This window comes from Curtobacterium sp. UNCCL17, from assembly GCF_000686685.1.
GTDB classification, from domain to species: Bacteria; Actinomycetota; Actinomycetes; order Actinomycetales; family Microbacteriaceae; genus Curtobacterium; species Curtobacterium flaccumfaciens.
In genome coordinates, this window is sequence record NZ_KK366000.1 from 156,697 (window position 1) to 177,722 (window position 21,026).

Annotated in this window: 18 protein-coding genes; 16 read left to right on the top strand and 2 right to left on the bottom strand. The window is 70.0% G+C overall.

All coding sequences use genetic code 11. From position 1 onward, the window contains the following. The first annotated feature begins 40 nt into the window (after window positions 1-40). The 10 genes from BR70_RS0105565 to BR70_RS0105610 all read left to right on the top strand — a co-directional run bounded on the left by BR70_RS0105565 (window position 41) and on the right by BR70_RS0105610 (window position 11,240). Complete coding sequence (locus tag BR70_RS0105565) at window positions 41-337, top strand: YggT family protein (protein ID WP_017886631.1); 297 nt, start codon at window positions 41-43, stop codon at window positions 335-337. Between the two features lie 185 nt (window positions 338-522). After that, the gene (locus BR70_RS0105570) at window positions 523-1,200 is read left to right on the top strand and encodes a DivIVA domain-containing protein (protein WP_027465254.1); all 678 of its coding nucleotides are present in this window, start codon (window positions 523-525) and stop codon (window positions 1,198-1,200) included. A 2-nt stretch (window positions 1,201-1,202) separates the two neighbouring features. Continuing rightward, the gene (gene lspA / locus BR70_RS19755; protein WP_231495654.1) at window positions 1,203-1,889 is read left to right on the top strand and encodes a signal peptidase II; all 687 of its coding nucleotides are present in this window, start codon (window positions 1,203-1,205) and stop codon (window positions 1,887-1,889) included. Beyond that, complete coding sequence (locus tag BR70_RS0105580; protein WP_035808215.1) at window positions 1,886-2,815, top strand: RluA family pseudouridine synthase; 930 nt, start codon at window positions 1,886-1,888, stop codon at window positions 2,813-2,815. Before lspA ends, BR70_RS0105580 begins: the two co-directional genes overlap by 4 nt. An 850-nt stretch (window positions 2,816-3,665) precedes the next feature. Beyond that, entirely contained in the window at window positions 3,666-7,145 is a 3,480-nt protein-coding gene (dnaE, locus tag BR70_RS0105585; protein WP_051596774.1) for a DNA polymerase III subunit alpha, read from the top strand. An 11-nt stretch (window positions 7,146-7,156) separates the two neighbouring features. Beyond that, the gene (locus BR70_RS0105590) at window positions 7,157-7,507 is read left to right on the top strand and encodes a DUF2200 domain-containing protein (protein ID WP_027465257.1); all 351 of its coding nucleotides are present in this window, start codon (window positions 7,157-7,159) and stop codon (window positions 7,505-7,507) included. Further along, window positions 7,504-8,349 (top strand): hypothetical protein, encoded by an 846-nt coding sequence (locus tag BR70_RS0105595; RefSeq protein WP_027465258.1) that lies wholly within the window; start codon window positions 7,504-7,506, stop codon window positions 8,347-8,349. The genes BR70_RS0105590 and BR70_RS0105595 overlap by 4 nt, the downstream gene beginning before the upstream one ends. Beyond that, window positions 8,346-9,653, top strand: a complete 1,308-nt coding sequence (gene hisD / locus BR70_RS0105600; RefSeq protein WP_027465259.1) for a histidinol dehydrogenase — start codon at window positions 8,346-8,348, stop codon at window positions 9,651-9,653. The genes BR70_RS0105595 and hisD overlap by 4 nt, the downstream gene beginning before the upstream one ends. A gap of 13 nt (window positions 9,654-9,666) precedes the next feature. Continuing rightward, complete coding sequence (gene nrdR / locus BR70_RS0105605) at window positions 9,667-10,167, top strand: transcriptional regulator NrdR (RefSeq protein ID WP_027465260.1); 501 nt, start codon at window positions 9,667-9,669, stop codon at window positions 10,165-10,167. Next, window positions 10,164-11,240 carry a quinone-dependent dihydroorotate dehydrogenase gene (locus BR70_RS0105610; RefSeq protein WP_081827266.1) on the top strand — a complete coding sequence of 359 codons (1,077 nt, stop codon included), beginning with the start codon at window positions 10,164-10,166 and terminating at the stop codon, window positions 11,238-11,240. The genes nrdR and BR70_RS0105610 overlap by 4 nt, the downstream gene beginning before the upstream one ends. Window positions 11,241-11,401: 161 nt before the next feature. Here the strand turns inward: BR70_RS0105610 and BR70_RS0105615 are convergent, their stop codons facing one another. Further along, window positions 11,402-11,977 (bottom strand): DUF3043 domain-containing protein, encoded by a 576-nt coding sequence (locus BR70_RS0105615; protein WP_027465262.1) that lies wholly within the window; start codon window positions 11,975-11,977, stop codon window positions 11,402-11,404. 52 nt (window positions 11,978-12,029) lie between these two features. Between BR70_RS0105615 and BR70_RS0105620 the strand changes: the two genes are divergently transcribed. From BR70_RS0105620 to BR70_RS0105645, 6 genes are all read left to right on the top strand, one after another. Next, the gene (locus tag BR70_RS0105620; RefSeq protein WP_027465263.1) at window positions 12,030-13,475 is read left to right on the top strand and encodes a dipeptidase; all 1,446 of its coding nucleotides are present in this window, start codon (window positions 12,030-12,032) and stop codon (window positions 13,473-13,475) included. Window positions 13,476-13,533: 58 nt separating this feature from the next. Continuing rightward, window positions 13,534-13,902 carry a HesB/IscA family protein gene (locus BR70_RS0105625; RefSeq protein ID WP_035808216.1) on the top strand — a complete coding sequence of 123 codons (369 nt, stop codon included), beginning with the start codon at window positions 13,534-13,536 and terminating at the stop codon, window positions 13,900-13,902. A 293-nt stretch (window positions 13,903-14,195) separates the two neighbouring features. After that, the gene (gene ctaC / locus BR70_RS0105630) at window positions 14,196-15,098 is read left to right on the top strand and encodes an aa3-type cytochrome oxidase subunit II (RefSeq protein WP_027465265.1); all 903 of its coding nucleotides are present in this window, start codon (window positions 14,196-14,198) and stop codon (window positions 15,096-15,098) included. A gap of 11 nt (window positions 15,099-15,109) precedes the next feature. Then, window positions 15,110-16,846, top strand: coding sequence for an aa3-type cytochrome oxidase subunit I (gene ctaD, locus BR70_RS0105635; protein WP_027465266.1), 1,737 nt, complete (start codon window positions 15,110-15,112; stop codon window positions 16,844-16,846). 4 nt (window positions 16,847-16,850) lie between these two features. After that, window positions 16,851-17,267: a cytochrome c oxidase subunit 4 gene (locus tag BR70_RS0105640; RefSeq protein WP_027465267.1), complete on the top strand. Its 417-nt coding sequence runs from the start codon at window positions 16,851-16,853 to the stop codon at window positions 17,265-17,267. A gap of 158 nt (window positions 17,268-17,425) precedes the next feature. After that, entirely contained in the window at window positions 17,426-18,799 is a 1,374-nt protein-coding gene (locus BR70_RS0105645) for a glucose-6-phosphate dehydrogenase (protein WP_027465268.1), read from the top strand. A gap of 210 nt (window positions 18,800-19,009) precedes the next feature. Here the strand turns inward: BR70_RS0105645 and BR70_RS19760 are convergent, their stop codons facing one another. Beyond that, window positions 19,010-20,968 carry a glycoside hydrolase family 15 protein gene (locus tag BR70_RS19760; RefSeq protein ID WP_231495655.1) on the bottom strand — a complete coding sequence of 653 codons (1,959 nt, stop codon included), beginning with the start codon at window positions 20,966-20,968 and terminating at the stop codon, window positions 19,010-19,012. Window positions 20,969-21,026 lie beyond the last annotated feature (58 nt).

Here is a 21,026-nt window from a genome sequence, read left to right on the forward strand (position 1 = left end):
GTCGTCTGACGACGCTCGCCCGAGACGAGCGAGCCCCATCGTGTCCGTGATCCTAGGGATCATCTCCCTCGCGTTGCTCCTGTACTTCTTCGTGATGTGGGGGCGTTTCGCGCTCGACCTCGTGCAGAGCTTCAACCGTTCCTGGCGTCCGCGCGGGGGCATGCTCGTGGTGTCCGAGTTCGTCTACACGATCACGGATCCGCCCATCCGAGCGGTGCGACGGGTCCTCCCGCCGCTCCGCCTGGGGCCGGTGGCGCTCGACTTCGGCTGGACGATCGTGATGCTCGTCGTCATCATCGCCCGGTTCGTGGTCGCCGCCCTGGCACGCGGTATCTGAGCGGACTCCCGTCCGCGACACGCGCCACGCCAGGCGCGCGGCACGGTTCCTCCCCATCGTCGGTGTACGGTGGTCGGGATCGATGCCCGCTCCGGTGGCGCATCCGCACCGCACGGTACGACTGGTACATTCGGTCGCACCGCACGCGGTTCCACACGTTCAGCAGTTCTATTGAGGTGACGGCAATGGCTTTGACGCCGGAAGACGTAGTCAACAAGCGGTTCCAGCCGACGAAGTTCCGCGAGGGCTACGACCAGGACGAGGTCGACGACTTCCTCGACGAGGTCGTGGTCGAGCTCCGTCGCCTGACCGCGGAGAACGACGAGCTCCGCCAGCGCCTGCAGGCGGCCGAATCGGCCCCGCAGTCGGCGCAGGCCGAGCAGCCCGCCCCCGCAGCCGAGCCGGAGCCCACCCCGGCCCCGGTCGAGGCAGCACCGGAGCCCGCTCCGGTCGCCGCGGCGGCACCGACCACCACGGTCCCCGCCGACGAGGACACCGAGGGCACCACGAACCTCCTGACCCTGGCGCGTCGTCTCCACGAGGAGCACGTCCGCGAGGGCATCGAGAAGCGCGATGCACTCATCGCCGAGGGCACGGCCCAGGCCGCTCGCCTGGTCTCCGAGGCCGAGGCGAAGCAGCGCCAGATCATCGCCGACACCGAGAACACGAACCGTCAGCGTGTTGCGGTGCTCGAGCAGGAGCAGCGCCAGCTCGAGGGCAAGATCGACGAGCTCCGGACCTTCGAGCGCGACTACCGTGCGCAGCTCAAGAGCTACATCCAGGGGCAGCTCTCCGAGCTCGACTCCGGTGAGCAGTCCGGTCTCACCCCGGCGCCGGCTTCGGCGCAGGGCTTCGGCAACTGACGTTGTCGCGACCAGCATCACGAGCGAAGGTCAGTGTCCGCGCGATCGCGGCACTGGCCTTCGCCGCTGTCGTGGTGGTGGCGTTCGACCAGGTCGCCAAGACGCTGGTCGTCGCGAACCTGCCGTACGGCACCCCCGTCCCGGTCCTCGGCGGGGCGTTGCAGTTCCTGTACGTCCGGAACCCGGGGGCCGCGTTCTCGTTCGCGGTGAACATGACCTGGGTGTTCTCGGTCATCTCGGCCGCGGTCGTCGTCGCGATCATCGTGTACTCGCGTCGCATCCGGTCGATGTGGTGGGCCATCGTGCTCGGCATGCTGCTCGGCGGCGCGCTGGGCAACCTGCTCGACCGGCTCTTCCGTGAGCCCGGCTTCGGTCGGGGCCACGTCGTCGACTTCATCTCGACGCCGTGGATGATGCCGGCGATCTACAACGTCGCCGACTCCTTCATCTGCATCAGCATGGTGGTCTTCGTGCTGCTGGTGATCCTCGGGGTGAACCTCGACGGCACCCGCACGCTCTCGGCCAAGCGCCAGGCGCAGCTCGACGCGGCGCAGCCGGTCGACGCGGCGCAGCCGCTCGACGGTGGGGCCGCGTTCTCGTCGGGTGATGCTGCGTTCGACGAGCCGACCCGCGCCTCCAGGCCGGAGGAACGCGACCGTCGCGACACGCTGGGCCACGACGCCACGTGAGCGAATCGCGTTCTCTTCCCGTGCCCGACGGGCTCGCCGGTGAGCGCGTCGACGCCGCCATCGCGAAGCTCCTCGGCTTCAGCCGGTCGTTCGCGGCCGACGTCGTCGCCGCCGGGGGCGTCCGCGTCGACGGGGTGCCCGTCGACAAGTCGGACCGGCTCCATGCCGACTCCTGGCTCGAGGTCGAGTGGACCCCGAAGGAGCCGCCGCGCATCGTTCCGGCGGCCGTGCCCGGCATGACGATCGTGCACGACGACGAGGACATCGTCGTCGTGGACAAGCCCGTCGGCGTCGCCGCGCACCCCTCGCCGGGGTGGGACGGGCCGACCGTGCCCGGGGGCCTCGCCGCCGCCGGCTTCACGATCGCGACGTCCGGTGCCGCCGAACGTGCCGGGATCGTGCACCGCCTCGACGTCGGGACCTCGGGCCTGATGGTGGTCGCGAAGACCGAGCTGGCGTACACGCACCTGAAGCGGGCGTTCAAGGAGCGCACGGTCGAGAAGGTCTACCACGCGCTCGCGCAGGGCCACCCCGACCCCACGTCGGGCACGATCGATGCTCCGATCGGCCGGCACCCGTCGAGTGACTGGAAGTTCGCGGTCACGTCCGAGGGCAAGCCGAGCGTCACCCACTACGAGACGCTCGAGGCCTTCCGCTCGGCCACCCTGCTCGAGGTGCACCTGGAGACCGGGCGCACCCACCAGATCCGGGTGCACATGGCGGCGACACGCCACCCGCTCGTCGGGGACACGATGTACGGCGCCGACCCGGTGCTGGCGGCCGAGCTCGGGCTGACCCGCCAGTGGCTCGACGCCGTCCGACTGGGCTTCGACCACCCCCGCACGGGCGAGTGGGTGTCGTTCGAGGCGCAGTACCCGGACGACCTGCAGGCCGCGCTGGAGCAGATCCGGAGGGCGTCGCTCTGACGCGCCCGGCCGTTTGCGCCGAGTGGTCACGAACTGTCGGCGGGGAGGCCGGCAGGCGACGGATTCTGTACCCGCGGCGGCGCGCGTGCGGCGTGTCCCGACCGCTCGGCGGGCGCCCCGCGCGTGTCGCGACCCGAGGCCGGCGCGCCCGGCAGCTTGCGCCGAGGGGTCACGAACTGTCGGCGGGGGGCGGCCAGGCGACACTTTCCGCGCCCGCCGTGGCTCGCGTGCGGCATGTCCTGACCGCTCGGCGGCGCGCCCCGCGCGTGTCGCGTCCCGCTGCCGGTCTGGAGGCGCGGTGCGGGGTCGCCACGTGCCTCCAGGCCGCCGCACCCCGCCGTTTGCGCCGAAGGGTCAGGAACGGTCGGTTGGGAGGCCGCCAGGCGACGGGTTCTGTACCCGCGGCGGCCCCCGCGCAGCGTGTCCTGACCGCTGGGCGGCGCGCCCCGCGCGTGTCGCGACCCGCTGCCGGTCTGGAGGCGCAGTGCGGCCCCGCCACGCGCCTCCAGGCCGACGCGCCCGACGCGCCCGACGACGCGCCCGACCTCTCTCGCTGAGGGGTCACGAACTGTCGGTTGGGAGGCCGCCAGGCGACGCTTTCCGCACCCGCCGCGGCTGGCGTACGGCGTGTCCTGCCCGCTCGGCGCCGCGCCCCGCGCGCGTCGCGTCCGGCTGCGGGCCTGGAGGCACGGTGCGGCCCCGCCACGCGCGTCCAGCCCGCCCCGACGCGCGCGGGAATGTGGGCGGCCGCGGTTAGGCTGTTCCCACCCCGCAGCACACCGTACGAACCGGAGGTTCCGTGTCGGATTCCGACTCCTTCGTCCACCTGCACGTGCACAGCGAGTACTCGATGCTCGACGGTGCCGCCAGGCTCTCCGACCTCGTGGCGGAGACCGCCGCGCAGGGGATGCCCGCCGTGGCGGTGACCGACCACGGCAACATGTTCGGCGCCTTCGAGTTCTGGAAGGCCGCCAAGGCCGGTGGCGTCAAACCGATCATCGGGACCGAGGCGTACATCACGCCGCGCACGCACCGTTCGGACAAGACCCGAGTGCGCTGGGGTGACGGTGGTGGCGACGACGTGTCCGGCGCCGGTTCGTACACGCACATGACGATGTTCGCCGAGAACACGACGGGCATGCACAACCTGTTCCGGCTGTCCTCCAAGGCGTCGCTCGAGGGCTACTACTTCAAGCCCCGCATGGACATCGAGCTCCTGCAGGAGTACCACGAGGGCATCATCGCCACCACGGGCTGCCCCTCGGGGGAGATCCAGACGCGCCTGCGTCTCGGCCAGTACGACGAAGCAGTGCAGGCGGCCGCCGACTACCGCGACATCTTCGGCAAGGAGAACTACTTCGCCGAGGTCATGGACCACGGCCTCGAGATCGAACGCCGGATCATGAGCGACCTGATCCGCCTGGCGAAGGACCTCGACATCCCGCTGGTCGGCACGAACGACCTGCACTACACGCACGCCCACGACGCCAAGTCGCACGCGGCACTGCTCTGCGTGCAGTCCGGCTCGACCCTGAACGACCCGAACCGCTTCAAGTTCGACGCCGACGAGTTCTACCTGAAGACCCCGGCGCAGATGCGGCACGTCTTCCGCGACAACCTCGATGCCTGCGACAACACGCTGCTCATCGCGGAACGCTGCAACGTCGAGTTCGACACCTCGGCCAACTACATGCCGAAGTTCCCGGTGCCCGAGGGCGAGACCGAGCACTCCTGGTTCGAGAAAGAGGTCGCGAAGGGGCTGGACTACCGGTACCCGGACGGCATCTCGAAAGAGGTCCAGGACCGCGCCGACTACGAAGTCGGCATCATCAACCAGATGGGCTTCCCCGGCTACTTCCTGGTGGTCGCGGACTTCATCAACTGGTCCAAGAACAACGGCATCCGCGTCGGTCCGGGGCGTGGCTCCGGTGCTGGCTCGATGGTCGCGTACGCGATGCGCATCACCGACCTCGACCCCATCCGGCACGGCCTGATCTTCGAGCGGTTCCTCAACCCGGACCGCGTCTCGATGCCCGACTTCGACGTCGACTTCGACGACCGGCGCCGCGGTGAGGCGATCAAGTACGTCACCGAGAAGTACGGGTCGGAGCGCGTCGCGCAGATCGTCACGTACGGCACGATCAAGGCGAAGCAGGCGCTCAAGGACTCCTCGCGCGTCCTCGGTTTCCCGTTCGGCATGGGCGAGAAGCTCACGAAGGCGATGCCGCCGCCCGTGATGGGCAAGGACATCCCGCTCACCGGGATCTTCGACAAGGACCACCCGCGCTACAAGGAAGCCGTCGACGTCCGCACTGTGGTCGAGACCGACCCCGAGGCGAAGACCGTCTTCGACACCGCACTCGGGCTCGAGGGGCTGAAGCGCCAGTGGGGCGTGCACGCGGCCGGCGTCATCATGTCGAGCGACCCGCTGATCGACATCATCCCGATCATGAAGCGGGAGCAGGACGGCCAGATCGTCACGCAGTTCGACTACCCGGCAGCGGAGTCGCTCGGCCTGATCAAGATGGACTTCCTGGGGCTCCGCAACCTCACGATCATCAGTGACGCCCTCGACAACATCAAGACGAACCGTGGGACCGAGCTCGACCTCGAGAACATGGGTCTGGAAGACCCCGAGGCGTACGCGCTCCTGCAGCGCGGCGACACCCTCGGCGTGTTCCAGCTCGACGGTGGGCCGATGCGTGGCCTGCTGCGGCTGATGAAGCCCGACAACTTCGAGGACATCTCCGCGCTCATCGCCCTGTACCGCCCGGGGCCCATGGGTGCGAACTCGCACACGAACTACGCGCTCCGCAAGAACGGCGAGCAGCCGATCACGCCGATCCACCCGGAGCTCGAAGAGCCCCTCAAGGACATCATCGGCACGACCTACGGCCTGATCATCTACCAGGAGCAGGTCATGGCCATCGCGCAGAAGGTCGCGGGGTTCTCCCTCGGCCAGGCGGACATCCTCCGCCGCGCGATGGGCAAGAAGAAGAAGTCCGAGCTCGACAAGCAGTACGCGGGCTTCCAGCAGGGCATGAAGGACAACGGGTACTCCGACGCGGCGATCAAGACGCTGTGGGACATCCTGCTGCCCTTCTCCGACTACGCGTTCAACAAGGCGCACTCGGCGGCCTACGGTGTGGTGTCCTTCTGGACCGCCTACCTCAAGGCGCACTACCCGGCCGAGTACATGGCGGCGCTGCTGACGAGCGTCGGCGATGCCCGCGACAAGCTCGCCCTGTACCTGAACGAGTGCCGCCGGATGGGCATCAAGGTGATGCCGCCGGACGTCAACGAGTCGATCGGCTTCTTCGCCGCCGTCGGCGACGACATCCGGTTCGGCATGGGTGCGATCCGCAACGTCGGGTTCAACGTCGTCGACGACATCGTCAAGGCCCGGACCGAGAAGGGCGCCTTCGAGTCGTTCCACGACTTCCTGCGCAAGATCCCGATCTCGTCGGCGAACAAGCGCACGGTCGAGTCGCTCATCAAGGCCGGTGCCTTCGACGAGTTCGGCGACACCCGGCGTGCCCTGGTGGAGATCCACGAGGGCGCGGTCGAGGGTGCGGTCAAGGTCAAGCGCGACGAGGCCCACGGCAACGTCGGGTTCGACTTCGACTCGCTCTTCGCCGAGGCAGCGGAGGACGCCCCGAGCGCCGCGGTGTCGCAGGTGCCGGACCGTCCGGAGTGGTCCAAGCGCGACAAGCTCGCGTTCGAGCGGGACATGCTCGGGCTCTACGTGTCCGACCACCCGCTCGCCGGGCTCGAGATCGAGCTCGCGAAGCACCAGTCGATCACCATCGCCGACCTGCTGACGGCCGACGACTCGATCGAGGGCGAGACGGTCACCGTCGCCGGTCTGCTGACGAGCGTGCAGCACCGGGTGGCGAAGACGAGCGGCAACCCGTACGGCATCGTCGACATCGAGGACTTCGGCGGTCAGATCGGCGTGATGTTCCTGGGCAAGACGTACCAGGAGTTCGGCCCGTCCCTGGTGCCCGACTCGATCGTCGTCCTGCGCGGCCGCGTCAACGTCCGCGACGACGGCAAGGCCCTGCACGCGGTGAGCATGTTCCAGCCGAACGTCGGCGACGCGATGGGCTCCGGCCCGCTCACCCTGTCCCTGCCGGAGCGACAGGCCACGACGACCACGGTGACGGAACTCGCCGCCGTGCTCGGCCGCCACCAGGGTGACACCGAGGTCCGGCTGAAGCTGCTCAAGGACGACGTCGCGCGCACCTTCGAGCTGCCGTTCCCGGTGAACCTGACCCCCGACCTGTTCGGCGAGCTGAAGAGCCTGCTCGGACCCCGCTGCCTGGTGTAGGAGCGTCGACCATGGCCGGTCACCGGATCTTCGGGACGCCCGTCGCGGACGTCTACGGGCACTACCTGGCGAAGGTGGAGCGGAAGGGCCACACGAAGGCGGAGCTCGACACCGTCATCGAGTGGTTGACCGGCTTCGACGACCTGGCGCTCGCGCAGCACCTGGCCGACCGGACCACGTTCGAGGACTTCTTCGCCGGCGCGCACCTCAACCCGAACGCCCCGCTCATCACCGGGGTGATCTGCGGGGTGCGGATCGAGGAGCTCGACGACCCGCTCATGCGGCAGATCCGGTACCTCGACAAGCTCGTCGACGAGGTCGCCAAGGGCCGGCCGATGGTGAAGATCCTGCGGACCGCGTGACCGACGGGCAGCCGGCACCGCACGTCCTCCGGGCGTTCGGCGTGCACGACCGGGCGCTCGAGCGCCTCGGCGGCGGGCGTGGACTCACGTGGCGCGCCGGGGACGTCGTCCTCCGCCCGTCCGGTGACCGCCTGGAGGCCCGGTGGCGGTCTGCCACGCTGGCGGGCCTCGACCACACGGCCGGGTTCCGGACGTCGCGCCCGGTCGCCGCCACGTCCGGGGACTGGGTCGTGGACGCCCGCGCCGCTGCCGGCGACGCCGACAGCGACGGTTGGGAGGCCTGGCGGTGGGTCGACGGTCGAACCGACCCGACTCGTGTGGACGACGTGATCGCCGCGGGCGCAGCGTTCCACCGGGCGATCGCCCATCTGCCACGCCCGGACTTCCTCGACGACCGCGACGAGCCCTGGAGCCGGGCGGACCGCGCGGCCTGGGGCGGAGCAGCCCTTCCCGACGACCCGACGCTGGACCGCCTGGCCGCGACGTTCCGGCCGGTGACGTCCCCGTCGCAGCTCGTCCACGGTGACCTGCTCGGCAACGTGCTCTTCGCTCCGGGGGAGCCGCCCACGGTGTTCGACTGGGCACCGTACTGGCGCCCGGCGGGCCTCGGCGCCGCGATCGCCGCGGTCGACGCCGTGTGCTGGCACGGGGTCGCCGTCGGTCGGCTCGGCGTGCTCGGCACCGGCGTCCCCGAGTGGCCGCAGCTGCTCGTCCGTGCCCTGGCGTTCCGGATCGCCACGCTGCACCTGCTCGACGCGTGGGACGCCGAGCAGACGGTCCGCCACCGGCCCGTGGTCGACGCCGTCGTGCAGCACGCCGCCGGTACGCTGGAGGCCTCATGATGCAGCGAATCGACCTCCGCGGCGGCCTCCCCGCCCGTGCCGAACTCCTCCGACTCATGCCCCGCGCCGCGGGTGACGTGTCGCACGCGGTCGACGCCGCGCGCGAGTTGATCGAGGACGTCCGGCACCGTGGTGCCGCGGCCCTGCACGACCAGGCCGAGCGCTTCGACGGCGGGGCCCCCGCGGACGTCCGGGTCCCCGCTGCCGAGATCACCGCCGCCGTGGCCGGGCTCACCCCCGAGGTCCGAGCAGCCCTCGACGAGGCCATCCGCCGGGTCCGGGCCGCGAGTGCCGCGCAGATCCCCGCCCCGTCCGTGACGACCCTGGCCGACGGCGCCGAGGTCCACCAGCGCTGGCAGCCGATGCGCCGGGTGGGGCTCTACGTGCCCGGTGGCAAGGCCGTCTACCCGTCCAGCGTCGTGATGAACGTCGTCGCGGCCCAGGTCGCGGGCGTGTCCTCGATCGCCCTCGTGTCGCCGCCGCAGCGCGACCACGGCGGCGCGGTGCACCCGACGATCCTCGCGGCGGCGGGGCTGCTCGGCATCGACGAGGTCTACGCCATGGGCGGCGCGGGAGCCGTCGGCGCACTGGCGTACGGCGTCGCCGAGATCGACCTCGAGCCGGTCGACCTGGTCACCGGTCCGGGCAACAACTACGTCGCCGCGGCCAAGCGCCTGGTGCGCGGGGTGGTGGGCATCGACTCCGAGGCCGGAGCGACCGAGATCCTCGTGATCGCGGACGACACCGCCGACGCCGGGTTCGTGGCCGCCGACCTCATCAGCCAGGCCGAGCACGACGAGCAGGCCGGCAGTGTGCTGGTGACGACGTCCGCGGCGTTCGCCGACGCGGTCGAGGCCGCCATCCCGGAACGCACGGCGGTGCTCGGGACGGCTGCGCGCCTCCAGGCCGCCCTGGACGGACCGCAGTCCGCGATCGTCCTGGTGGACTCCCTGACCGACGCGGCGACCGTGAGCAACGCGTACGGGCCGGAGCACCTCGAGATCCAGACGGTCGACGACGACGCGGTGCTGGCCGACATCGACGCCGCCGGTGCGGTGTTCGTCGGACCGAGCACGCCGGTGAGCCTGGGGGACTACCTGGCGGGGTCGAACCACGTGCTGCCGACCGGCGGCCAGGCCCGGTTCGGGTCCGGACTGTCGGCGTCGACGTTCCTGCGACCTCAGCAGATCGTGCGGTACACGCCCGAGGCCCTGGCCGAGGTCGCGCCGCACATCGTCGCGCTGTCCACCGAGGAGCAGCTCCCCGCGCACGGGGCCGCCGTGACGGAGCGCACGAACCGATAGCCTGGGGAACGACATGTTCTGCCCCTTCTGCCGCCACCCGGACTCCCGCGTCGTCGACTCACGGACGAGCGACGACGGAACCTCCATCCGCCGCCGTCGTCAGTGCCCCAACTGCGGTCGACGGTTCTCGACCACCGAGACCGCATCGCTCAACGTCGTGAAGCGCAACGGTGTCACCGAGCCGTTCAGCCGCGACAAGATCGTCTCCGGCGTGCGCAAGGCGTGCCAGGGCCGCCCGGTCACCGACGGCGACCTGGCCGTGCTCGCGCAGCGCGTCGAGGAGACCGTCCGGTCCTCCGGATCCAGCCAGATCGACGCGAACGACATCGGCCTCGCGATCCTCGCGCCCCTGCGGGAGCTCGACGAGGTCGCCTACCTGCGGTTCGCGAGCGTCTACCAGGCGTTCGACTCGCTCGAGGACTTCGAGGACGCCATCGGCCAGCTCCGCCGCGACCACCACGGGGCATCCGACACGGCCGCCGGGTCGTCCGCACCGTCCGGCACGCGCGCGTGAGCGGCATCGCCGAACGGATCGTGCGCGGCGGCTACCGCGTCGTGTTCCGTTCCGTGTTCGCGAACATGGACCCGGAGCGCGCCCACCACCTGGCGTTCGCCGTCATCGCGGGGCTGCCCCGCGTGCCGTTCCTGAGCGGCGTCGTCGAGCGGTACTGCCGTCCCGCGGCGTCCGACGGCGTCACCACGATGGGCATCCACTTCCCGTCGCGCTTCGGCCTGGCCGCCGGGTTCGACAAGGACGCCCGCGGCATCGCCGGTCTCGGCCTGCTCGGCTTCGGCCACGTCGAGGTCGGCACCATCACCGCCAAGCCGCAGCCCGGCAACGAGCGCCCGCGCCTGTTCCGGCTGATCGGCGACCGCGCCCTGATCAACCGCATGGGCTTCAACAACCACGGCGCCGCTGCGGCCGCCCGACGCCTCGAGCGCGCCCGCCGCAACCCCGGCCGACCGGTCATCGGCGTGAACATCGGCAAGAGCCGGGTCGTCTCCGTCGAGGACGCCATCGACGACTACCTCGAGTCCACCCGTCGGCTCGCGACGTTCGCGGACTACCTGGCGGTCAACGTCAGCTCGCCGAACACGCCCGGCCTGCGCGGACTGCAGGAACTCGACCAGCTCCGACCGCTGCTGTCCGCGGTGCGTGACGCCGCCGGCCGGACGCCGGTGCTCGTCAAGATCGCACCGGACCTGACCGACGAGCAGATCGACGCGATCGCGGGCCTCGCGGTCGAGCTCGGACTGTCCGGGGTGATCGCCAACAACACGACGATCTCCCGTGAGGGCCTGACGGCCGATCCGTCCGACGTCGAGGCGATGGGTGCCGGGGGCCTCTCCGGTGCGCCGGTCGCCGCCCGCTCGCTCGAGGTCCTGCGTCGCGTCCGCGCCGCGGTGCCCGCCGACTTCTGCGTCATCGCCGTCGGTGGTGTGACCACCGAGCAGGACGTGCAGGACCGCATCGACGCCGGGGCCACGCTCGTGCAGGGCTACACGGCGTTCCTCTACGAGGGACCGACCTGGGCCGCGCGCATCAACCGGCTGCGCCGACGGCGGCTGCGTCGCGCCGCGCGGTAGACGCGACCACCTGACGGACCGGAGGCCCGTGGCGACACCGCCACGGGCCTCCAGTCCGTCGTGTGGGTGCGCTCACGGCCGCTTCGTGAGCAGGAATGGGGGAGCGGGAACGACGAAGCGCCGCCCGGCAGGCCGGGCGGCGCTTCGTCGTGTGCGTGTGGCTAGAGCGTGGGGTACTGCCCACGCCGGACCTGGGGCTTCGGCAGCCGCAGGAAGCGCAGCTGCCACGCCCGCGTGAGGATGTAGAGGAACGTGCCGCGCTGGAGATCGCCGAACTTGGCGGTGAGCTTGCGGCGGAGCGACAGCCACAGCACCACGCAGTCGATGATGAACAGCGCCACGAACGCCCACACCAGCAGGAGCGAGTAGGACGCGATCACGGTCTGCGCGGCCGCGAACCCGACGATCAGGAACAGCACGAGCACGGGCATCATGACCTCGCCGACGTTCCAGCGGGCGTCGATCCAGTCGCGGACGAAGCGTCGCTGCTCACCGCGGTCCTTCGCCGGCAGGTAGCGCTCCTCGCCGTTGGCCATGCCGACCCGGGCACGCTCGCGCTCCGAGTTGAGACGTGCGCGCGCAGCCTTCTTGTCGACCGGCGTGTTGCCGACGAGGGGGCGGCGGTTCGCTGCCTCTCGCTCGCGGCGGGACGGCGTGGGGCGGCCCTTGCCCTGCTCGAGGAGCTCGGCGTCGGTCGGGTTGACGGTCGTGTTGGTCTTGGGGGCTGCCTTCGCCACGGTGCGTTCCTAACGGCGGTGTGCGTGCGGGATCTCCTCTAGATTACCGGGCATGACCGACAGCGAACAGCACAGCCCCGCGACCGACCCCGCGCTCCTCGACGCCCTGCGCGAACACGTGCAGGGGGCACTGCCCACGACGATCGCCGACCTGTCCGCGCTGGTGCGCCTGCCGTCGGTGTCCTGGTCGGCCTTCGACCCGGCGAACGTGCGCGCGAGTGCCGAGGCCGTCGCGGACCTCGCCCGGTCCACCGGGGTGTTCGGTGCGGACGACGTCCGGATCGTGCGGTCGGCGGTGTCCGGCTCGACGGCCGACGTCGCCGAGGCCGACGCCGAGCTCGGCCAGCCCGCGGTGCTCGCGGTGCGCCCGGCGCGGAACGGCAAGCCGACGGTGATGCTCTACGCCCACCACGACGTGCAGCCGCAGGGCGACGAGGCCCTGTGGGAGACGCCACCGTTCGAGCCGACCCTGCGCGGTGACCGCCTGTACGGCCGCGGCGCCTCGGACGACAAGGCCGGCGTGATGACGCACATCGCGTCGCTCCGCGCGGTGCACGCCCAGTTCGGTGACGACCTCGACCTCGGGATCGTGCTGTTCGTCGAGGGCGAGGAGGAGTTCGGCTCCCGCTCGTTCCGCACGTTCCTGCGCGAGCAGAAGGAGCACCTCGCCGCCGACGTCATCGTCGTGGCGGACAGCGACAACTGGTCGACCGAGGTGCCGTCGATCACGGTCTCCCTGCGCGGCAACGTCACCTTCAAGCTCACCCTGACCACGCTCGAGCACGCCAGCCACAGCGGCATGTTCGGGGGAGCGGCCCCGGACGCGATGATCCCCATGGTGCGGCTGCTCGCCTCGCTGCACGACGCCGACGGTTCGGTCGCCGTCGACGGGCTGACCTCGTACGAGGCCGACGTGCCGGAGCGCACCGAGGACGAACTCGCCGCCGACGCCGCGCTCGTCCCCGGTGTGCGCCCGATCGGCACCGGCGCCGTGCTGTCGCGCATGTGGTTCCAGCCGTCGATCACGGTGACCGGCATGGACGTGCCGAGCGTCGCGAACGCCTCGAACACCCTGCTGCCCACGGTCTCGGCACGGGTCTCGGTCCGCGTCGCCCCCGGCCAGGACGCCAGGCAGGCGTCCGCGGCCGTCGAGCGGCACCTGCGCGAGCACGTCCCGTTCGGCGCACGGATGGAGATCACCGAGCCGGACAGCGGCGACGGGTTCCTCGTCGACACCGCTGGCTGGGCCGTCCAGGAGGCGCGCACGGCGATGCGCGAGGGGTGGGGCGCCGAGGCGGTCGAGCAGGGCATCGGCGGGTCGATCCCGTTCGTGTCCGACCTCGCCGCGGAGTTCCCGGACGCGCAGATCCTGGTCACCGGCGTCGAGGACCCGGACACCCGTGCGCACAGCCCGAACGAGTCGCAGCACCTCGGTGTCCTGCACCGTGCCATCGCGTCGGAGACGATCCTGCTCGCCAGGCTCGCGACGCGCAGCTGAGGGTGCTTACAATCGACGCCAGGCGCGGTGACCAGCACCGCCCGGAGGGAGACGCGCGATGAGCGACACCATCACCGAAGCACCGGCGACCGAAACGCAGTCGCACGGCGTCCTCCTGAGCGACGCCGCTGCCGGCAAGGTGGCGAGCCTGCTCGAGCAGGAGGGCCGCGACGACCTGCGCCTGCGCCTCGCCGTCCAGCCCGGTGGCTGCTCGGGCCTGATCTACCAGCTGTACTTCGACGAGCGTCTGCTCGACGGTGACGTCACCGCCGAGTTCGACGGGGTCGAGGTCGTCGTCGACAAGATGAGCGTCCCGTACCTCGACGGCGCGACGATCGACTTCGAGGACACGATCCAGAAGCAGGGCTTCACGATCGACAACCCGAACGCGCAGGGCAGCTGCGCCTGTGGTGACAGCTTCCACTGATCACCAGCGATCCGACACGCGAGCGGGGAGCGACCGGAACGGTCGCTCCCCGCTCGCGTTCGTGTGGCCGGACGTGGCGCGCCGGGGCGCGGCGTGACCGGGCGAAATGATGCCCGCCGACGTGCGGATCGAGGCCAGAACCGTGTCGTGTGTGCGCGAGCGGTACCGAGCTGCGAGTAAGCTAGGAGTGTTCCAATCAAGCTGGGAGCCAGCCATGCGCCGCCTTCGTGCGGCTCGCCGTCGGACTCGACGGGCTGACCTCCTGAAGCTCACGTCTTTTGCGAGAGGTAACAGTGCGTTCGAATCGCCGTATACGTTGGGCGGCCGTCCCGGTGGCCGTCGGTCTGGTCATCGCACTGGCTGGCTGCACGCAGCAGCAGATGAATGGATGGCTCCCCGGCACGGAGGAGACGAAGAACGTCACCAACCACACGAGCCGCATCGTCGGCCTGTGGACCACCAGCTGGGTCGTTCTCCTCGCCGTCGGTCTCATCGTGTGGGGCCTGATCATCTGGGCAGCGATCGTCTACCGCCGCCGGAAGGGCCAGACCGGCCTGCCCGTGCAGATGCGGTACAACATGCCGCTCGAGATCTTCTACACGATCGTGCCGCTGATCCTGGTGCTGGGCTTCTTCGCCTTCACCGCGAAGGACCAGGCCGCGATCGAGAAGCCCTTCGCCGACCCCGACGCCACCGTGCACGTGTACGGCAAGCGCTGGGCGTGGGACTTCAACTACATCAACAAGGACAACCCCGAAGAGAGCGTCTACTACCAGGGCATCCAGGCCCAGGAAGAAGAGAACGCCAACGGGGCGATCGACGAGTCGCAGCTGCCGACCCTCTACCTGCCGAAGGGCAAGAAGGTCGCGATCGAGCTCTCCTCGCGCGACGTCGACCACTCCTTCTGGGTCATCGACTTCCTCTACAAGAAGGACATGCTCCCGGGCAAGACCAACTGGGAGTACTTCATCCCGGAGAAGCTCGGCACGTACCAGGGCAAGTGCGCGGAGCTCTGCGGTGAGTACCACTCGCTGATGCTCTTCCAGGTGAAGGTCGTCACGCCGGCGCAGTACCAGGACTACCTCGACACCCTGAAGGACCAGGGCAAGGTCGGTCTGCTCGGTGACGAGTACAACACCAACACCAACGAACCGAACAACAAGGCGCCGGTCGAGGCGTCCAGCGAGAACAAGTAGGGGCTCGTCAGATGACAACGTCACTCGTCGGCCAACCGACCCAGACCTCGTCGCCGGACTTCCAGGCGTCGAAGGTGGGTCGGAAGGGCAACATCGTCGTTCGGTGGATCACCTCCACCGACCACAAGACCATCGGGTACATGTACCTGATCGCGTCGTTCATCTTCTTCCTGCTCGCAGGTGTGATGGCCCTCGTGATCCGTGCCCAGCTCTTCGAACCCGGCCTGCACGTGGTCGCGACGAAGGAGCAGTACAACCAGCTGTTCACGATGCACGGCACGATCATGCTGCTGATGTTCGCGACGCCGCTGTTCTCGGGCTTCGCGAACGCGATCATGCCGCTCCAGATCGGTGCGCCGGACGTCGCCTTCCCGCGACTCAACGGCTTCGCCTTCTGGCTCTACCTGTTCGGCTCGCTCATCGCGGTCGGCGGCTTCCTCACCCCGCAGGGCGCTGCCTCGTTCGGGTGGTTCGCCTACGCGCCACTGAGTGACACGACGTTCACACCAGGGCTCGGCGGCACACTCTGGGTCTTCGGGCTCGGGATGACCGGCTTCTCGACGATCCTCGGCGCGGTGAACTTCATCACCACGATCATCACGATGCGTGCCCCGGGTCTGACGATGTTCCGCATGTCGATCTTCACGTGGAACACCCTCGTGACGGCGCTCCTCGTCCTGATGGCCTTCCCGGTCCTCGCGACGGCGCTCTTCGGCCTCGGGCTCGACCGCGTGTTCGACGCACAGATCTTCAACCCGGCCAACGGCGGGGCCCTGCTCTGGCAGCACCTGTTCTGGTTCTTCGGGCACCCCGAGGTCTACATCATCGCGCTGCCGTTCTTCGGCATCGTCTCCGAGGTCTTCCCGGTGTTCAGCCGCAAGCCGATCTTCGGGTACAAGACCCTGGTCTACGCGACGATCTCCATCGCGGCCCTCTCGGTCACGGTGTGGGCGCACCACATGTACGTCACCGGTGGCGTCCTGCTCCCGTGGTTCTCGCTCATGACGATGCTCATCGCGGTCCCGACCGGCGTGAAGATCTTCAACTGGGTCGGCACCATGTGGCGCGGCTCGGTCACGTTCGAGACCCCGCTCCTCTGGGCCCTCGGCTTCCTCATCACGTTCACCTTCGGTGGTCTCACCGGCGTGATCCTGGCGTCGCCGCCGCTCGACTTCCACGTGTCCGACTCGTACTTCGTCGTGGCGCACTTCCACTACGTGGTCTTCGGAACCGTCGTCTTCGCGATGTTCTCCGGCTTCTACTTCTGGTGGCCGAAGTGGACCGGCAAGATGCTCAACGAGCGTCTCGGCAAGATCCACTTCTGGCTCCTGTTCATCGGGTTCCACACGACGTTCCTCATCCAGCACTGGCTGGGCGTCATCGGCATGCCGCGTCGGTACGCGACCTACCTGCCGAACGACGGCTTCACCTGGATGAACCAGCTGTCGACGATCGGCTCGATGATCCTCGCGATCTCGTTCCTGCCGTTCATCTTCAACGTCTACGTGACCGCCCGGAACGCACCGAAGGTCGCCGTGAACGACCCGTGGGGCTACGGCCGCTCGCTCGAGTGGGCGACCTCCTGCCCGCCGCCGCGCCACAACTTCACGTCGATCCCGCGTATCCGTTCGGAGTCCCCGGCCTTCGACCTGAACCACCCCGAGGCCGGTGTGCCGATCGGTGTGGGTCCCGCGAAGGACGCCCCCGATGCCCCGACCTACGACGCCGCGAAGGGCGAGGTGAAGTAACGCCATGCGCGCGAACACCAACCTGTTCTGGATCCTCTTCGGGTTCTTCATCCTGGCGGACGCCGCCTACACCACGTGGGCGATGATCTACTACGGCGAGCCCGAGTGGGTGGGCACCGTGGCGATCGGCCTGACCGGCCTGATGTCGGCGTTCATCGCCTTCTACCTCGGCAAGGTCATGTCGTCCCAGGGCGGGGTCCTGCCCGAGGACCGTCCCGACGCCAACATCGAGGACGGCGACGCCGAGCTCGGGCACTTCAGCCCGTGGTCGTGGTGGCCCATCCTGCTGGCCGCCGCGGTCGCCGTCTGCTTCCTCGGCGTGGCCGCCGGCCTGTGGATCGTCCCGATCGGGCTCGTCCTCGTGGCGATCACCCTGGTCGGCTGGGTCTACGAGTACTACCGCGGCAACTTCGGGCACTGACCCGGCGCTGCAGCGCACCTGACACTTCGGGCGGCACCAGAACGGTGCCGCCCGAAGTGCGTCCAGGAGACGAACTCCGGTCCCGATCCGGAACAAACGGGCCCGCCCGCGACTTGACTGGAGCGGACCTCCCACCACAGCGAAAGGAGTCACCTCAGGTGACCGACAAGCGCACCCTCATCATCTTCGGCGCAACGGGCGACCTCGCCTCCCGCCTGCTCCTGCCGGGCCTCGGCACGTTCCTGCAGAGCGGCCGTGCCGTCCCCGTGCAGCTGATCGGCACGGGCCGCAGCGAGCGCAGCCCCGAGAAGTGGAAGGACATCGTCAAGCAGTCCTTCGCGTCGCAGGACGTCAAGGGGCCGGAGGTCGACGCGACCATCGAGTCGACGCAGTTCATCCAGGGCGACCCCACCGACCCGAAGCACCTCGAGGCGCTCCTGGCCGCGGCCGACTCCGAGCCGATCCTGTACTTCGCCCTCCCGCCGCAGATCGCCTCCGACATCTGCGAGGCGCTCGAGCACGTCGAGCTCCCCGAGGGGACGACCCTGGCCTTCGAGAAGCCCTTCGGCACGGACGTCGCCAGCGCCCAGGCCCTCAACGAGACGGTGCTCAAGCTCGTCCCCGAGGACCGCGTGCACCGCACCGACCACTTCCTCGGCCGCACCACGGTGCTGAACATCATCGGTCTGCGCTTCGCGAACCGCCTGTTCGAGCCCATCTGGAACGCCGAGAACATCGAGAAGGTCGACATCTTCTACGACGAGACCCTCGGTCTCGAGAACCGCGCCCAGTACTACGACGAGGCCGGTGCGATGGTCGACATGATCCAGTCGCACCTGCTGCAGATCCTCGGCCTGGTCACGATGGACGCCCCGGCCGCGATCGACGCGGTCGAGTTCCGCTCGTCGCTCGCCCGGGTCCTGCGCTCCACCCGCCTCAAGGGCGACGACGCGAAGATCGCCTCGCGCCGCGCGGTCTACACCGCCGGCACCATCGACGGCAAGGAACTGCCGTCGTACCAGGAAGAGGACGGCGTCGACCCGTCGCGCCAGACGGAGACCCTCGCCGAGATCTCGGTCGAGGTGGACACCGCCCGCTGGGCAGGCGTCCCCTTCACGCTGCGCTCCGGCAAGGCCCTCGGCGCCAGCCGCAAGGAGGTGCTGATCACCTTCAAGCCGGTCACGCGCCTGCCCTCCGGTCTGAGCGGTCGCCCGAAGACCGACACGCTGCGCATCGTCCTGAACCCGGACGAGATCGAGCTGTCGGTGTCGGCCAACGGCGGTGGTAACCCGTTCGAGATGGGACAGGTCACCCTGTCGTCGTCGTTCAGCGACGGCGAGCTCACCCCGTACGGCGAGGTCCTGAACGGGATCTTCCACGACGACCCGCTGCTCTCCATCCGCGGTGACGTGGCCGAGCGCTGCTGGGAGATCGTGGAGCCGGTCGTCGCCGCCTGGAAGGCCGACGAGGTCCCGCTCGAGGAGTACCGCGCCGGTTCGCGCGGTCCGGCGGACTGGGAGTCGTCGTCCTGACGGATGCGCTGCCGACGTCCTGAACGGACGCCCTGACGGACGGGAGGCCCGGTGCCAGCTGGCACCGGGCCTCCCGTCCGTCGTGGGGTCACCATCAGGGCACCGCAAGACGCCGTCGTGTCGTCGAGACGCCGCCGGATCCTGCGGCGTCTCGGCGGCTTCGAGGTGTCGCGCGAAGACGACGGCGTCTCCCGGGGGCTGAGCCGGACGTCAGGCGGGGGAGCCGGCGCGCTCACCCTCGCCGGTCCACGACCGCGTGCCGCCGTCGTGGACGGGCAACCGCGTGCGGTGCCCGACGGTCGCGCCACGTGCGCGCTCGATGGCGTCCGCTGCCGACACGAGCGTCAGGTGCGACAGCACCTGCGGGGTGTTGCCGATGTGGTGCCCGGTGGCGACGTCGATCTCCTCGGAGAGCATGCCGACGTCGTTGGCGTACCCGACGAGCACGTCCATCAGATGCTCGGCGTCCTCGACCCGTCCCGAGGCGGCGTACTGCTCCACCAGCCAGAACGAGCACGCCAGGAACGGGTGCTCGGCACCGGACAGTCCGTCGAAGCCGGCCGTCGTGCGGTAGCGGAGCACGAGGCCCTCGTCCCCGACGCGCAGGTCCTCCTCGATGGCGCGGACGGTGCCCGTCATCCGGGGGTCGTCGGCGCGGCAGAACCCGACCTGCGGCAGGACGAGCAGACTCGCGTCGACCTCGTCGGTGTCGTAGTGCTGGCGGAACGAACCGCGATCGGCGTTCCAGCCGTGCTCCTCGATCTCGGCGCGGACGGTGTCGCGCAGGGTCCGCCAGCGGTCGACGGGGCCCTCGAGGCCGAACTCCTCGACCGCGGCGACCCCGCGGTCGAACGCAGCCCAGATCATCACCCGCGAGTGGGTGAAGCTGCGCCGCGGGCCGCGCATCTCCCAGATGCCGTTGTCCGGCTCCTGCCAGTGCTCCTCGACGTAGCCGAGCAGTGCCCGTTGCAGCGCCCAGGAGTCGGCGTTCTCCTCGACCCCGAGCTCGCGCGCGTCGTGCAGTGCCGCGAGCACCTCGCCGAAGACGTCGCCCTGGTACTGGGTCGAGGCGCCGTTGCCGACGCGCACGGGCGTCGACCCGAGGTACCCGGGCAGTTCGGGCAGCTCCCGTTCGGGCAGCTCGCGTTCGCCGGCGATGCCGTACATGATCTGAACGTCGGCGGGGTCGCCCGCGATCGCGCGCAGCAGCCAGCCGCGCCAGTGCGTGGCCTCGTCGCGGTAGCCGTGGGCGATGAGCGACGCGAGCGCGAGGGAGGCGTCGCGCAGCCACACGTAGCGGTAGTCCCAGTTGCGTTCGCCGCCGGGGTCCTCCGGCAGGCCCGTGGTCGCGGCGGCGACGACGCCACCGGTCTCGCCGTGGGTCATCGCGCGGAGGAACACCAGCGACCGTCGTGCGGCGTGGGCGTACCGACCGGTGGTCTGCGCCGGGGCGGTCCACGCCGTCCACCACGAGACGGTGTGGGCGAGGGCCGCGTCGACGTCGAGCGGCTCCGGCGGCTCGCGGTGCGACGGGTACCAGGTGAGCACCGTGTCGAGCACGTCGCCGTCGTGGATCGTCGTGACGGCGGTGTGCCGGTGGTCGTCGGCGCGGAACCGGGGTCCCCGGACGATCACCGAGCCGGGGCCCGCCGTCGCGAGCAGCGCCGGTTCGTCGTCGTCCCCGATCTGCCGGATCCAGGGCAGGGCGCGCGAGTAGTCGAAGCGGATCCGGAGCGTCTGCCGGAGCTCGACGGTGCCGCGGAGCCCGCGTACTCGGCGGACGATCGAGGGGCGGTGCGCGCCGACGGGCATGAACTCGGTGACCTCGACCACGCCGTCACGGGTGGTCCACACGGTCGAGAGCACCAGGGTGTCGCCGTGGTACCGCCACTCGGCGGTGGCGTCGTCGTCGACGGGTCGGAGTGTCCAGTGCCCGTGGTCCTCGGTGCCGAGCAGCGAGGCGAAGGTGGACGAGCTGTCGAAGCGCGGCAGGCACGCCCAGTCGATGGTCCCGTCGCGGCCGATCAGGGCAGCGGTGCCGGTGTCGCCGATCAGGGCGTGGTCCTCGATGCGGTTCGGCGGTGTGTTCGGCGCTGGTTCCGGCGCGGCTGCGTGCGGTGCGGCTGGGTGTGGTGCGGCTTCGGGCGGTGCGGCCGGCTCGGTGCTCATGGACCGATCGAACACCCGATGCCCGAGCGCCGCGGTCGGCGACGGGGGCTCCGGGCCG

Excerpts from the sequence above, each read along its gene's own strand:
- BR70_RS19760 (WP_231495655.1), bottom strand. The coding sequence starts at position 20,968 with ATGAGCACCGAGCCGGCCGCACCGCCCGAAGCCGCACCACACCCAGCC.
- dnaE (WP_051596774.1), top strand. The coding sequence starts at position 3,666 with ATGCTCGACGGTGCCGCCAGGCTCTCCGACCTCGTGGCGGAGACCGCC.
- ctaD (WP_027465266.1), top strand. The coding sequence starts at position 15,110 with ATGACAACGTCACTCGTCGGCCAACCGACCCAGACCTCGTCGCCGGAC.
- BR70_RS0105570 (WP_027465254.1), top strand. The coding sequence starts at position 523 with ATGGCTTTGACGCCGGAAGACGTAGTCAACAAGCGGTTCCAGCCGACG.
- hisD (WP_027465259.1), top strand. The coding sequence starts at position 8,346 with ATGATGCAGCGAATCGACCTCCGCGGCGGCCTCCCCGCCCGTGCCGAA.
- BR70_RS0105640 (WP_027465267.1), top strand. The coding sequence starts at position 16,851 with ATGCGCGCGAACACCAACCTGTTCTGGATCCTCTTCGGGTTCTTCATC.
- BR70_RS0105625 (WP_035808216.1), top strand. The coding sequence starts at position 13,534 with ATGAGCGACACCATCACCGAAGCACCGGCGACCGAAACGCAGTCGCAC.
- BR70_RS0105620 (WP_027465263.1), top strand. The coding sequence starts at position 12,030 with ATGACCGACAGCGAACAGCACAGCCCCGCGACCGACCCCGCGCTCCTC.
- BR70_RS0105590 (WP_027465257.1), top strand. The coding sequence starts at position 7,157 with ATGGCCGGTCACCGGATCTTCGGGACGCCCGTCGCGGACGTCTACGGG.
- nrdR (WP_027465260.1), top strand. The coding sequence starts at position 9,667 with ATGTTCTGCCCCTTCTGCCGCCACCCGGACTCCCGCGTCGTCGACTCA.